Source organism: Actinophytocola sp., assembly GCF_050699915.1.
GTDB lineage: Bacteria > Actinomycetota > Actinomycetes > Mycobacteriales > Pseudonocardiaceae > Actinophytocola.
In genome coordinates this window covers 15115-28633 of record NZ_JBOHGA010000070.1, presented here as the reverse complement: position 1 = coordinate 28633, position 13519 = coordinate 15115, and the positions used below count along the sequence as shown (strand labels likewise).

Here is a 13519-nt window from a genome sequence, read left to right as displayed (position 1 = left end):
GCCGGGCACAGCGCCTGCAGCCGGCCGACCAGCCAGGCGATCGCCGCGCGGGCGGTGGCGAGCGCGTTGTCGGCGCGCAGCAGCAGCACGGCGGTGACCAGCGTGGCCACCGTGTGGGTGGCGAGCATGAGCCGGCCGTCGACCGGGGGCGGGATTGGCGCGTGCCCGTGCGAGGCGCCCGCGACCTCGGTGAGCAGCAGGTGTTGCGCGAGCTGGGTGGTGGCGAGCGCGACGAAGACGGACAGCAGTCCGCCGCGCCGGGCGAGCGCCGTGCCTCCCCAGGCGAGGACGGCGGTGAGCAGGACGGTGAGCGCCGCGTCGGACAGCTCCCCACCTGCGGTTCCGTGCGCGGCGACGGCCAGCGCGGCGGAGCAGGCGGTCAGCAACCAGCCGCGCGCGCCAGGCGCTTCGCCGGTCTTCCGTCCGCCCATGTCGACGTAGCATATGCAATGCGCGCAATGCCGGTGACTCACCGCTTGCGCTGACCGTCCACTTACGCCACCGTGGTCCCCCACAAACACTCTGCGTCGGGGCGGGGGTGACCAGGGGTGAGCCTCTGGGACTTCATCGGTGACCGGTGGTCGCGGCTCGCCATCGAGGCGTACCAACACGCGAGCGTCGTCATCCAGTGCACGATCATCGCCGCGGTGCTGGGCGTGCTCGTCGGCGTCGCGGTCTACCGCAGCCCGGTCGGCTCGACCATCGCCACCGCGCTCGCCAGCACGATCCTCACGATTCCGTCGTTCGCGCTGCTCGGCCTGCTGATCCCGCTGATCGGCCTCGGCGTCGCGCCGACGGTCACCGCCTTGGTGCTCTACGCGCTGTTGCCGATCGTCCGCAACACGATCGTCGGGCTCGGCGGGGTGGACGCGGCGGTCACCGACGCGGCCCGCGGCATCGGGATGAACCGCGTCGCCGTGCTCACCAGGGTCGAGCTGCGGCTGGCCTGGCCGGCGATCCTCGCCGGCATGCGGGTCAGCACGCAGATGCTGATGGGCATCGCCGCGATCGCCGCGTACGCGAAGGGCCCGGGCCTGGGCACCGAGATCTTCTCCGGACTGAACCGGGCGGGCAGCGCGAACGCCCTCAACCAGGCGCTCGCCGGCACGATCGGCATCGTGATCATGGCGCTGCTGATCGACGGCCTGTACCTCGTCGTCGCGCGTCTCACTACCTCGAGGGGGCTTCGTGGCTGACACCACCGGTGTCGAGATCCAGCTGGAAGACGTCACCAAGCGCTACTCCGGCCAGCGCGAGCCCGCGGTCGACGGGTTCACCATGACGATCAAGCCGGGCGAGACGACGATCTTCGTGGGGCCGTCCGGCTGCGGCAAGACGACCACGATGCGGATGATCAACCGGCTGATCGAGCCGACGTCCGGCCGGATCGCCATCGGCGGCGAGGACGCGCTGTCGATCGACCCGGACGAGCTGCGCCGGCGGATCGGCTACTCGATCCAGCAGGCGGGCCTGTTCCCGCACCTGACCGTCGAGCAGAACGTCGGCGTCGTGCCGGGCCTGCTGCGCTGGGAGAAGACCCGGATCAGAGACCGCGTGACGGAGATGCTCGAGCTCGTCGGCATGGACCCCGAGCAGTTCCGCGACCGCTTCCCGCGCCAGCTCTCCGGCGGCCAGCAGCAGCGTGTCGGCGTCGCCCGGGCGCTGGCCGCGGACCCGCCGGTGCTGCTGATGGACGAGCCGTTCGGCGCGGTCGACCCGATCACCCGCGGCAACCTGCAGGACGAGCTGATGCGGCTGCAGACCGAGCTGCGCAAGACGATCGTGTTCGTCACCCACGACTTCGACGAGGCGGTCAAGCTCGGCGACCAGATCGCGGTGCTGGGCGAGCGGTCCCGGATCCTGCAGTACGGCACCCCGGAGTCGATCCTCGCGAACCCCGCGGACGACACGGTCGCCGGCTTCGTCGGCGCGGGCGCCTCGCTCAAGCAGCTCACGCTGCTGCGGGTGCGCGACATCGAGCTGAACACGGACACGGCCACCGCGACCGAGGACGAGTCGCCGGCCGAGGTGCGCAAGCGGCTCGACGACGCCGGCGCGACGTTCCTGCTGATCGTCGACGCCCAGCGCCGGCCGTTGCGCTGGGCGCACGCCCGCCAGGTCACGGGCATCTCACTGGCGAGCGTCGGCACGCCGGTGGGCGACAAGGTGAGTACGCAGTCCACGCTGCAGGACGCGCTCGAGGCGATCCTCACCGAGGGCGGCGACGCGGTGGTGACCGGCACCCGCGGCGAGCTCGTCGGCACGGTCCAGCTGGAGACGGTGGTCGCCAAGATCCGTGAGCTGCGCGAGGAGCACAACGCATGACCACCGACACGGGCGCGGTGCTCTCGCTCGAGTCGGGTTCCCGGCGGGCCGAGCTGCTGCGCCTGTTCCTGCAGCCGATCGCCGCCGTGGTCCTGGTCGGCGGTGTGCTGATCTGGGCGTTCGGCCAGGAGCTCGACGCGATCGAGGTGGTGACGCTCAACTCGACGACGCTGCTCAAGGCGACGTGGGAGCACGTGCTGATCACGCTCGCGGTGACCGCGCTGGTCACCGTCGTGGCCATCCCGCTCGGGATCATGCTGACCCGGCGGTGGGCCAGGCGCGTCGCACCCGTCTTCACCGGCATCGCGACGATCGGTCAGGCCGCGCCGGCCATCGGCGTGGTGGTGCTGTACTTCCTCTGGACCTCGCAGGAAGGCCTGTGGGCGGCGGCGATTCCGCTGGCGTTCGTGACGCTGCTCCCGGTGCTGCGCAACACGATCGTCGGCATCCAGCAGGTCGACCCATCCCTCGTGGACGCGGGTCGGGGAATCGGCATGTCCGCGTTCACCGTGCTGCGCCGGGTGGAGCTGCCGCTCGCGGTCCCGCTGATCCTCGCCGGCCTGCGGACGTCGCTGGTGCTGGCCGTGGGTACCGCGACGCTGGCGCTGTTCGTCAACGGCGGCGGGCTGGGCTTCGTGATCGACTCGGGCTACAAGGTGGCGCGGACGACCGTGCTGCTCACCGGCGCCGCGCTCGCGGTCGGGCTGGCGCTGGTGGTCGACTGGCTCGGCGCTCTCGCCGAGCGGTACCTCGGACCGAAGGGGTTGCGATGAGGCGCCTCGCCGGACTGCTGGCGGTGAGCGTCCTGCTCGCCGGCTCCGTCACCGGCTGCGGGCTCGACGCCGCGTACAAGCTGCCGTTCGACGTGGGTCCCGGGTCGATCGAGCCGGTGCCCGAGCTCGAAGGCTTGCAGATCACCGTCGGCTCGAAGAACTTCACCGAGCAGATCCTGCTGGGCTACATCGCCGAGGTGGCGCTGACCGCGGCCGGCGCGGACATCCGGGACATGACCAACATCCAGGGCTCACCGAGCGCGCGGCAGGCTCTCGAGGTCGGCGACGTCGACCTGTACTGGGAGTACACCGGCACGAGCTGGATCAACTTCCAGCAGGAGACCGAGCCGATCCCGGACGAGCAGGCCCAGTACGACGCGGTCAAGAAGGCCGACGCGGAGCGGTTCGGCATCGCGTGGCTGGACTACTCGCCGGTGAACGACAAGTACGCGATCGCCACCACCCGCGAGTTCGCCGACAAGCACCAGCTGAAGACGATGTCGGACATGGTGGCGCTGCTGGCCGAGCAGCCGGACCTGGGCAGCATGTGCCTGGAGTCGGAGTTCATCAGCCGCCAGGACGGTCTGGCCGGCGCCGAGCGGACTTACGAGTTCGACGTGCCCGACCGCAACATCAAGACCTTCGGCGTGGGCGCGATCTACGCGACGCTCGCGGCGGGCAACACGTGCAACTTCGGCGAGGTCTTCACCACCGACGGCCGGATCCTGACCCTGGACCTGGCCGTGCTGGAGGACGACAGGAAGACGTTCCCCCAGTACAACGCCGCGGTCACGGTGCGCACGGACTTCCTGGACCGCTACCCGCAGCTGGCCGACGTGCTGAACCCGGTCGCCGCGAAGCTCGACAACGAGACGATCCTCGAGCTGTCCGTCGAGGTCGACGGCGACGGCACCGACCCGGCCGTCGTGGCCAGGGACTGGCTGGTCGCGCAGGGCTTCGTCACCAACCCGGCCGGCTGAGCCGTGCCGGCTCCCGGCCGGCTCACTACCGTGGACCCAGGCGACCGGCTGGGAGGGGTCCACAGTGGACATGGCAGGTCTCGAACGACGGCTGGCCGAGGCCGTTTCCGGACGGGTCGGCTTCGACGCCGGGACGCGCGCTCTGTACACAATGGACGCCTCGAACTACCGGCGGGTGCCGCTCGCCGTCGTGGTCGCCGAGGACGTCGACGACGTGGTGGCCGCGGTCGGCGTCGCCCGCGAGTTCGGCGTGCCGATCGTCCCGCGCGGCGGCGGCACCAGCCTCGCCGGCAACGCCACCGGCGGCGGCCTCGTGCTGGACCTGTCGAAGCTGAACACGATCCACGCGATCGACCCCGAACGCCGGACCGCCCGGGTCGAGCCGGGCGTGATCCTCGACGACCTGCGAGCCGCGGCCGCCGCGCACGGCCTGACGTTCGGCCCGGACCCGTCGACCCACCGCCGCTGCACGCTCGGCGGCATGATCGGCAACAACTCGTGCGGCTCGCACTCGGTCGCGTGGGGCACCACGCTGGACAACGTGGTGGAGCTGGATGTCCTGCTCTACGACGGCACCCGGCTCACCGTCGGCTCGACCACTCCCGCGGAGCTTGACCGGCTCGCCGCGCTGCCGGGCCGGGTGGGGGAGATCCACACCGCGCTGCGCGGCCTGACCGGCGGCAACCTCGCGCCGCTGCGCACCGAGCTCGGCCGGTTCGGCCGTCAGGTGTCCGGCTACCCGCTGCACCAGCTGCTCCCCGAGCACGGCCACGACCTCGCGAAGGCACTCGTCGGCACCGAGGGCACGTGCGTGACCGTGCTCGGCGCGACGGTCCGACTTGTCCCCGTGCCGCGGACCCGGGCGCTGCTCGTGCTCGGCTTCCCGGACGACGTCGCGGCCGCGGACGCGGTGCCGACGATCCTGCCGCACGGCCCGCTGACCGTGGAGAGCATGGACGAGCGCATCCTCGCCCTGCGCGACAGCCGCAGCGCCGACCGCCGGCCGACCTTGCCCGACGGCGGCGCGTGGCTGTTCGTCGAGGTCGGCGGCGACGACGTGCCGTCGGCCATCGCCGCCGCGACGGCGCTCGCCGGGCGGTTGTCCGTGCCGCACGCCATGTACACGGAGCCGGCCGAGCAGCGCGCGCTGTGGCGGCTGCGCGAGGAGGGCTCGGGCATCTCGACGCGGATGGCGAATGGCTCGGAGGCGTGGCCCGGCTGGGAGGACACGGCCGTCCCGCCGGCGCGCCTCGGTGCCTACCTGCGGGAGTTCCGTGCACTGCTGGAGCGGCACGGGCTGCGCGGGTTGACGTACGGCCACTTCGGCGAGGGCTGCATCCACATCCGGATCGACTGGGACCTCACCCATCGCGAAGGGGTGGCGGCGTACCGGCGGTTCGTGGAGGAGGGCGCGGACCTGGTGGCGCGGCACGGCGGGACGTTGTCCGGCGAGCACGGCGACGGCCAGGTGCGCGCGGAGCTGCTGCCGCGGATGTACTCGCCGGCGATGATCACGCTGTTCTCGCGGTTCAAGGCGATCTGGGACCCGGAGGGTCGGATGAACCCGGGCATGGTCGTGAGCCCGTACCGGGTCGACGAGAACCTGCGGTTCGCCGCGTTGCGGCCGCTGCCGGTCGTGACCGAGTTCCGCTACCCGCACGACGGCGGCGACTTCGCGCAGGCGATGCGGCGGTGTGTCGGCGTGGGCAAGTGCCGAGACCACGGCGGCGACGCGGCCGTGATGTGTCCGAGCTTCCGCGTCACCGGCGAGGAGCGACACTCGACCCGCGGCCGGGCGCGGCTGCTGTACGAGATGCTCGCCGGCGAGGTGATCACGGATGGTTGGCGCTCGACCGAGGTGCGCGACGCGCTCGACTTGTGCCTTTCCTGCAAGGGATGTGCGAGCGACTGTCCGGTCAATGTGGACATGGCGACGTACAAGGCGGAGTTCCTGCACCACCACTACGCGCGCCGGCTGCGCCCGGCGGCGCACTACTCGATGGGCTGGCTGCCGCTGTGGCTGCGACTCGCGTCCCGAACGCCGGGCGCGGCCAACGCGATGATGTCCGCGCGCGGCTCGTCGGCTCTGCTCAAGCGGCTGGGCGGGATCGCACCGCAGCGGTCGCTGCCGCGCGTTGCGCCGGTGTCGCTGACCCGAGCGTTCCGGCCTGGTACCGGGACGGGACGCCGGGTCGTGCTGTGGCCGGACACCTTCACCAACTTCTTCTCCCCGCGGATAGGCGTGGCGGCCGTCCGCGTGCTGCGAGCGGCCGGCTTCGACCCGGTACTGCCAAGAGGTGCCGTGTGCTGCGGCATGACCTGGGTGTCGACCGGCCAGCTGTCCACGGCCCGCCGGGTGATGCGGCGGACTCTGCGGGTGCTGGAGCCGGAGCTGGCGGCCGGCACACCGGTGGTCGGCCTGGAGCCGAGCTGCCTGTCCGCCCTACGCGGCGACGTTCCAGACCTCCTGGGGGACTCCCGTGCGACAACGCTGGCGGAGCGAACCCACACCCTGGCGGACTTCCTGGCCCAGCACGCTCCCGAGTGGACCCCGCCCGCGGTGCCGAGGACGGCGATCACCCAGGTGCACTGCCACCAACACGCCACCCTGGGCTTCGACGCGGACGAAGCCCTACTCGCCCAAGCCGGAGTCGCCGCCCGCCGCCTCCCCGCAGGCTGCTGCGGCCTGGCGGGCAACTTCGGCTTCGAGCGGAGTCATTACGAGGTGTCCCAAGCCCTGGCCGAGCAGACCCTGCTGCCCGCGATCCGCGAGGCCTCCCCGGAAACCCTCGTACTAGCGGACGGCTTCAGCTGCCGAACCCAAATCGAGCAGAACACCGACCGCCACCCCGTCCACCTGGCCGAGATCCTGGCAGCGGGCCTGCCGACCTAGCCGCACAAGTTGTCCACAACCGCAGCACTTGTCAGGCCCCGCAAGTAGGCTGGATCTCGGGGGCCGGAGGCGGCAGCAGGATCCGGGCGCGGCTTACTGACGTGACAGGGGCTGGGTCGCGTCCATGCCCGCGGCAAGCGGCAGCGTCACCGTGAAGCGGGCACCGCCTTCCGGGGCCGGACCGGCTTCGATTGCGCCACCCATGCGGGTCACCAGGCCGTGGACCAGCGCCAGCCCGATGCCCGTGCCCACCGGCCGCACGCCGTCGTACCGCGCGTTCAGCACACCCCGCTCGAAGGCCCGCTCGTAGTCCTCCGAGGACAAGCCCGGCCCGCCGTCGCGCACCTCGAGCACCGCAGTGCCCGGCACCGCCCGGAGCGACAGGACGATCGGCGAACCCGCCGGCGTCACGCGCAGCGCGTTCTCCGCCAGCCCGTCCACCACCTGCCGCAGCCGCCGTGGGTCCGTGCGTACCGGCACCGGAAAAGCAGGCGCCTCCAGCGAGAACGCCACCTCGGCCGCGGCGCACCGGGCGTGCCACACCTGGGCGGACTCGCCCACCAGCGAGACCAGGTCGACCTCGGCGATGTCCAGGCGGAAGTCGTCCGCGCCCAGCCGGGCCAGGTCCAACAGGTCCGACACCAGCCGGTTCAGCCGGCTGGCCTCCTGTCCGATCACCCGGCCCACCTCGGGCACCTCGTCCCCGGCGACCACGCCGTCCGCGAGCGATTCGGCGAAACCCGTCACCGCGGTCAGCGGCGTGCGCAGCTCGTGCGACACCGACAGCAGGAACTCCCGCTGCCGCGCCTCGCTGTACGCCAGCGCGTTCGCCAGCGCGTTGATCGACTCGCCGACCTCCACCAGCTCGCGCGGCCCCTCCGGCGGCACCCGCAGGTCACGCCGCCCGTGGCTCATCGCCGCCGCCACCGCTGCCGTTCGGCGCAGCGGGCCCGCCAGCCGCCGCGCGAGCAGCAGGCCCGCACCGGACGCCACGAGCAACCCGATGCCCAGCGCGAAGACCACGTTGCTCAGCAGCCGCCGTGCCGCACCCTCGGCGGTCGCCACCTTCGCGACCAGCGCGATCGCGATCTGTCCCTCGACCGCGCGCCCCTCGACGATCAACGTGTCGCCGCCGATCTGCACGCTCCCGTGCAGCGGCTGGTCCTCGGCGACGCGCGCGAGGCCGGCCCGGCGCGCCGCCTGCACCGCCACCCGGTCCGTGCCGGCGAGCTTCCCGTTCGCCCCGCGCCGGACGACCTGGACGCCCTGTCCCCGCAGGATCTCGTTCATCCGTCCGGCGCCGAGCTTCGACTCCGCGAGCTGCGCGGCGATGACGTCGGCCTGGTCGGACAGCGACTGCTGGGTGATCTCCCGCGACGCCGTGAGCACCAGCCGCGCCGAGATGCCGCCCGCCACGACCGCCATCACGCCGGCCACCGCCAGGCACAGCGCGGTGGTCCGCACCGCGAGCGACGACGGCCGCCTCATGCCGGCTGGTCCGCGGAGTACCCGACCCCGCGAACCGTCCTAATCGGACTCGCCGGGCCGAGCTTGGCGCGCAGCTGCGCGATGTGCACGTCCACCGTGCGCGTGCCGGCCACCGCCTCGTAGCCCCACACCATCGACAGCAGCTGCGCCCGCTCGAACACCTGCCGCGGCCGCCGCATCAACGCCGCCAGCAGGTCGAACTCCGTCGACGTCAGCGACACCTCGCGGCCGTCCGTCCACACGCGACGCTGGCCGACGTCGACCCGGGTGGCGCCGAGCTCCAACACCTCGCCCGCCGGGCCGGCGCCCGCGCGGCGCAGCACCGAACGCACCCGGGCCACGAGCTCGCGCGGGCTGAACGGCTTCGTCACGTAGTCGTCCGCGCCAAGCTCGAGCCCGAGCACCCGGTCGACCTCGTCGTCGCGCGCGGTCACGAACAGCACCGGCGTCCAGTCGCCGGCCGACCGCAGCGTGCGGCACACCTCGATGCCGTCCAGCTTGGGCAGCCCGACGTCGAGCACCACGGCCACCGGCCGCAGCCGGCGCACCGCGGCCAGCGCCGCCTCCCCGTCGCCGACGTGATGCACGCCGTACCCGTCCCGGCGCAGGTAACGGCCGATCAGGTCGGCGATGGCCGCGTCGTCCTCCACGACCACCACCAACCCGCGCTCGTCGGGCATGCACCACCTCCACGCCGCCGGTCAGCGACCTTCCTCGGCCATCTCGGACTCGATCGAGCGCAACGTGGACTCGATGTCCTCGAACTGCTGCTCCGCCGAACCGCCGGAGCCGGACGAGCCGCCCGAGCCGTCGGAGTCGACGTCACCCCGGCAGCCCGCGCCGAACAGCAGCACGGGAACCGCGACCAGCGCGATTATCCGCGCCCGCCTCACTTCGACTCACAGTGCTCGGTACGGAAGTCGACGGCCCACTGGTTGATCTTGTCGAGCTCGTCGACGAAGCCCTCGCGCCGCTCCGCGCGCTCCTCGAGCTGCTTGGCGGTCTCCTCGCGGCCGGCCTCCCGCTCGCTCGCCGCGCGCGCCCGCAGCCAGTCGGCCGACCCGCGGGTGTTCTCGTCACCCTGGATCCGCTCGACGAGTTTGGTCGTCCGCTTCTCGATCCTCGGCAGCCGCTTCTCGCACAGCCGCGTGACCTGCTCCGGGCTCAACGTGATCGTCACCGACCCGTCCCCGCTGGGCGCGGGCTCGGTCGTCGACGGATCCTCCTGCGCGGCGGCCATCCCGGCGCCGGCGAACAGCACCGACCCGACCAGCGCGCCCCCGACGACGATCCTTGACGTCCTGTTCATGTCGCTCCTCTCGTGGGTTCCCTGACGGAACTCACGGTGCCGGGGCGAGATGAGCGAACCGCATGCGTCGTGTTCGGATCGGGTAAGGCTAGATCCCGAGCCGGGAGAGCAGCCGCTGCTCGAGCTCGTCGAGCGCGGTGGCCGCGGCCTTGTGCGCGGCACGGCGGCGGGCCGCGGGCATCCGCTCGGCCGCCCGCACCGCGGCGGCCAGTTGGCGCAGCGTGACCTCGGACTTGTCGGCGAACTTCCGGTCCTCGTCGGTGGCGTCCTTGCGGCCGCGCAGCTCCTCGACCGCCTCGGCGGCGCCGGTGATCCGGGCATGCAGCGAGCCGCCCTTGCCCGAGTATTTGGCGAGGTCACCGACCGCGACACCCAGCCGGCGGGCCTTCATCCGGTCGACCCGGTCGCGTGCCTCCCCGAACGCGCGGAGCACGAACGGCACGACCACCGGAATGACGGCCGGCGCGACGATCTTGGCCACCGCGAGCGCGTTCTTCGCCTTCTTCGGCGTGAGCCGCGGCTCGCCCGGCAGGACCTCCGCCGCGCGCTTCCTGAGTGCCATGCGAAGAACCTACTTGGCGAAGAGGTGGGGAGCACCTCGGCTACCTGGCGTGTTCTGTCGGTGCGTCCGCCTAAACTGCGAAACGTGACAACTTCGGTGCTGCTCGACGCGGGGGTGGTGACCCGTTGCCGGCGCCGGGTGCACCTGGAGCACGACCCGACCATGCAAGACACGGTCACCGCGCCGCCCGACCCGACCGCCGAGCAGCGCATGGCCGACGCCACCGCGCACCGCCGCTCGATCGCCGACGAGATCGCCGGGCTGGTGGGCGCGGGCTGGACGGAGATCCCGCGTGGCCCCGACCACCGGGCCAGCGAGCGCGAGCAGCTCACGCTGGAGGCCATGGCCGCGGGCGCGCCGTACATCTGGGCCGCGCAGCTGCCGCGCGACCAGCCGGGCGGTCGGCGCGGCGCGATCGACCTGCTGGTCGCCGTGCCCGGCGGGTACGTGCCGGTGCTGGTCGTCCGGCACAAGGTGAGCGACCCGGGCACCGGCGCGCTGACCTCGCCGCTGTCGAGCCCGCAGCCCGCGACACGGGCCACCGACCCGGCCCGCCGGGTCCGCCCGCAACCCCGCGACCAGCTGCGGCTCGCCCACGCCTACCGGTTGCTGCAGGCCTGCGGCCGCGCGGCCGGCGAGACCGTCGGCGGCGTCATCGGCCTCGACGGCGACGTCGTGGTCTGGCACGACCTGGAGGCGCCGACCTGGCCGGGCGGCCGCGGCGCGCTCGACGAGTACGACGCCCGCTTCGCCGACCGGCTGGCCATCGCCACGACGGCGGCCTCTGGCGGCGCGGCGCTGGCCCAGCCGTCGCGGATCGTGGAGTGCCGGACCTGCCCGTGGTGGCCGGTGTGCCAGGTGAAGCTGCAGGGCGCGCGCGACGTGAGCCTGGTGGTGCGCGGCGAGGAGGCGGCCACGCTGCGGGCGGCCGGCGTCCGCACCGTCGACGACCTCGCCCGCCTCGACCCGAACGACGAGTCGCTGCCGCCGACCGGCATGCCGCTCTCCGACGCCGTCGGCCTCGCGAAGGCGTGGCTCGCGGACCTCACGGTGGTCCGCCGGGTGCCGGAGATCGTCGTGCCCCGGGCGGACGTCGAGGTCGACGTGGACATGGAGAGCTTCGGCGACTCGGGCGCGTACCTGTGGGGCGTGTGGCTGTCCGGCGCGGACGTCGGCGAGCGGTCCGGCTACCGCGCCTTCGCCACCTGGGAACCACTCCCGACCGACGACGAGGCCCGCTCCTTCGCCGCCTTCTGGCAGTGGCTGATGATGATCCGGCTGCGCGCCAGCGCGCGGGGCCTGAGCTTCCGCGCGTACTGCTACAACGAGCTGGCGGAGAACCGTTGGCTGCTCTCGTCGGCCAAGCGGTTCGCGGGCAAGCCGGGCATCCCGACGACGGACCAGGTGCAGGCGTTCATCACCTCGGACTCCTGGTTCGACCTGTTCGGCAGCGTGCGCGACCACTTCCTGTGCTCACGCGGCAAGGGCCTCAAGACGATCGCTCCCGCGGCCGGCTTCACGTGGCGCGACCCGCACGCGAGCGGCGAGAACTCGATGCGGTGGTACCGGGACGCGGTGGGGATGGACGGCGCCGCGCCGGACCAGGGGCAGCGGCGGCGGTTGTTGGAGTACAACGAGGACGACGTGCACGCCACGTTGACCTTGCGCCGCTGGATGACTTCCTCGGCGGTCGCTTCGATTCCGTATGTGGGGGACTTGTAAGCGAGTGTGGACAGGCCCACTTCGGGCTCTCGTTGGTGCGTTGGGTGGCTTGGGTGCCCTTGGCGCTGCCGCCGGTGGGATCCGGCTAGCGCGGGCCCATCCTCAGGGCGCCGTCCATGCGGATCACCTCGCCGTTGAGGTAGTCGTGGGTGATGATCGACAGGGCCAGGTTGGCGAACTCGTCCGCCTTGGCCAGGCGCTTCGGGAAGGTCACGCTCTCCGCCAGGGTGGCTCGAAACTCGTCGCCCACCGTCGCCAGCATCGGGGTGTCCACCAGGCCCGGGGCGATCGTCATCACTCGGATGCCCGATGACGCCAGGTCTCGCGCCGCGGTCAGGTTGAGGCCGATCACGCCGGACTTCGACGCCGAGTACGCCGCCTGGCCGATCTGGCCCTCGTAGCCGGCGATCGACGCCGTGTTGATCACCACGCCGCGTTGGCCCGTCGGGTCCGGGTCGTTCTTGGCGATGGCCGCCGCGGCGAGGGTGAGGACGTTGAACGTGCCGATCAGGTTGACCTCCACGACCTTGCGGAACAGCGCCAGGTCGTGCGGACCCTTGCGGGACAGGATCCGGGCCGACGGGCCGATGCCCGCGCAGTTCACCACGATGCGCAACGGCACGTCGGCGGCCGCGGCTGTGTCGACCGCGGCCTGGACCTGCTCGGGCTCCGTGACGTCCGCCGGGACGTACGAGACGCCCTCGACCGACGGGGCGTTCTCGATCGACGCCGGGAGGTCCAGTGCGAAGACCCGTGCGCCGTTCTTCGCCAGCGCCTGTGCGGTCGCGCCACCCAACCCGGATGCACCGCCGGTGACGATCGCCGCGGTCTCGCTGATCTGCATGCCCGTTCCCTTCCTCGAAAGCCCGGCCTCGAAAGCCCGCGAGAGAGGTTAACGGGTGCTCACGTCAGTTCGTCCGCCAGCAGGTCCATCAGCAGACCGTCGTGCCAACCTCGGCCGTCCGCATCGCGTTCGTAGCGGCGCATGATGCCGACCGGGCGGAAGCCGATCTTCTCGTAGCACCGGATCGCCGCCGCGTTGTCCGCCGCGGGGTCTCCTCCTCGCCGTACTGGATCATCCCGCGCACGTCGCCGTCGACGAGCACCGCGAAGCACACCACCTCGGGGTCCTCGAGCGGCCAGCCGGGCTCGTCGTCCGCGTCACCCCAGCGCTCGTGCACCTGTGGGGTGTGCAGGATCCGGCGCAGTTCCGCGACATGCGCCTCGGTCACGGGCACCAGTTCGACGAGCTCGCCCTTCAGCACCCGGCAACGCTAGCCCTCGCCATCCTGGTGCCGTCCACCGAAATTCAGCAGCAGCACGAGCGGGACGGCGGCGAGCAGCGCGAGGACGACGAACAGGCCGGCGGCGGCGAGGAGCTCCATATCTTCCACCCTGGCCGTCCGGACACCCGCGCGCGTCCGCCAACAGTGCCGTTCCTCGGTCCGACCGGGGGATGACGTGCGG

Annotated in this window: 14 protein-coding genes and 1 pseudogene; 7 read left to right on the top strand and 8 right to left on the bottom strand. The window is 72.3% G+C overall.

Features of this window, described 5'->3' with window-relative positions:
• Positions 1–431: hypothetical protein (locus ACRDSK_RS15075; RefSeq protein ID WP_431441436.1), on the bottom strand; the 431-nt coding region annotated here is incomplete at its 3' end.
• A 117-nt stretch (positions 432–548) separates the two neighbouring features.
• On the opposite strand from ACRDSK_RS15075, the gene ACRDSK_RS15070 reads away from it, so the two are divergent.
• The 5 genes from ACRDSK_RS15070 to ACRDSK_RS15050 all read left to right on the top strand — a co-directional run bounded on the left by ACRDSK_RS15070 (position 549) and on the right by ACRDSK_RS15050 (position 6971).
• Positions 549–1196: an ABC transporter permease gene (locus ACRDSK_RS15070; protein WP_431441435.1), complete on the top strand. Its 648-nt coding sequence runs from the start codon at positions 549–551 to the stop codon at positions 1194–1196.
• A complete protein-coding gene (locus ACRDSK_RS15065; protein WP_431441434.1) occupies positions 1189–2325 on the top strand; it encodes an ABC transporter ATP-binding protein in 1137 nt (378 codons plus the stop codon). Before ACRDSK_RS15070 ends, ACRDSK_RS15065 begins: the two co-directional genes overlap by 8 nt.
• Positions 2322–3098: an ABC transporter permease gene (locus ACRDSK_RS15060; RefSeq protein WP_431441433.1), complete on the top strand. Its 777-nt coding sequence runs from the start codon at positions 2322–2324 to the stop codon at positions 3096–3098. Before ACRDSK_RS15065 ends, ACRDSK_RS15060 begins: the two co-directional genes overlap by 4 nt.
• On the top strand, positions 3095–4078 hold the full coding sequence (locus ACRDSK_RS15055) for a glycine betaine ABC transporter substrate-binding protein (RefSeq protein WP_431441432.1): 984 nt from the start codon (positions 3095–3097) through the stop codon (positions 4076–4078). Before ACRDSK_RS15060 ends, ACRDSK_RS15055 begins: the two co-directional genes overlap by 4 nt.
• 70 nt (positions 4079–4148) lie before the next feature.
• The gene (locus ACRDSK_RS15050) at positions 4149–6971 is read left to right on the top strand and encodes an FAD-binding and (Fe-S)-binding domain-containing protein (protein ID WP_431441430.1); all 2823 of its coding nucleotides are present in this window, start codon (positions 4149–4151) and stop codon (positions 6969–6971) included.
• A gap of 93 nt (positions 6972–7064) precedes the next feature.
• Here ACRDSK_RS15050 and ACRDSK_RS15045 read toward each other — a convergent pair whose 3' ends face one another.
• The 5 genes from ACRDSK_RS15045 to ACRDSK_RS15025 form a co-directional block, all read right to left on the bottom strand.
• Positions 7065–8459, bottom strand: a complete 1395-nt coding sequence (locus ACRDSK_RS15045; protein ID WP_431441429.1) for a HAMP domain-containing sensor histidine kinase — start codon at positions 8457–8459, stop codon at positions 7065–7067.
• A complete protein-coding gene (locus tag ACRDSK_RS15040; protein WP_431441428.1) occupies positions 8456–9139 on the bottom strand; it encodes a response regulator transcription factor in 684 nt (227 codons plus the stop codon). The genes ACRDSK_RS15045 and ACRDSK_RS15040 overlap by 4 nt, the downstream gene beginning before the upstream one ends.
• Positions 9140–9160: 21 nt before the next feature.
• Positions 9161–9352, bottom strand: a complete 192-nt coding sequence (locus ACRDSK_RS15035) for a hypothetical protein (protein WP_431441427.1) — start codon at positions 9350–9352, stop codon at positions 9161–9163.
• The gene (locus ACRDSK_RS15030) at positions 9349–9768 is read right to left on the bottom strand and encodes a hypothetical protein (protein WP_431441426.1); all 420 of its coding nucleotides are present in this window, start codon (positions 9766–9768) and stop codon (positions 9349–9351) included. Before ACRDSK_RS15030 ends, ACRDSK_RS15035 begins: the two co-directional genes overlap by 4 nt.
• A gap of 88 nt (positions 9769–9856) precedes the next feature.
• A complete protein-coding gene (locus tag ACRDSK_RS15025) occupies positions 9857–10330 on the bottom strand; it encodes a DUF6474 family protein (protein WP_431441424.1) in 474 nt (157 codons plus the stop codon).
• A gap of 84 nt (positions 10331–10414) precedes the next feature.
• Here ACRDSK_RS15025 and ACRDSK_RS15020 point away from each other — a divergent pair, with 84 nt between their 5' ends.
• Positions 10415–12052 carry a TM0106 family RecB-like putative nuclease gene (locus tag ACRDSK_RS15020; RefSeq protein ID WP_431441423.1) on the top strand — a complete coding sequence of 546 codons (1638 nt, stop codon included), beginning with the start codon at positions 10415–10417 and terminating at the stop codon, positions 12050–12052.
• An 85-nt stretch (positions 12053–12137) separates the two neighbouring features.
• On the opposite strand, the gene ACRDSK_RS15015 is transcribed toward ACRDSK_RS15020, so the two are convergent.
• Positions 12138–12896: an SDR family NAD(P)-dependent oxidoreductase gene (locus ACRDSK_RS15015; protein WP_431441421.1), complete on the bottom strand. Its 759-nt coding sequence runs from the start codon at positions 12894–12896 to the stop codon at positions 12138–12140.
• Positions 12897–12955: 59 nt separating this feature from the next.
• Positions 12956–13108: pseudogene (locus ACRDSK_RS15010) on the bottom strand (GNAT family N-acetyltransferase); the annotation flags it as partial.
• A gap of 119 nt (positions 13109–13227) precedes the next feature.
• Here ACRDSK_RS15010 and ACRDSK_RS15005 point away from each other — a divergent pair.
• Positions 13228–13512: a hypothetical protein gene (locus ACRDSK_RS15005; protein ID WP_431441420.1), complete on the top strand. Its 285-nt coding sequence runs from the start codon at positions 13228–13230 to the stop codon at positions 13510–13512.
• Positions 13513–13519 lie beyond the last annotated feature (7 nt).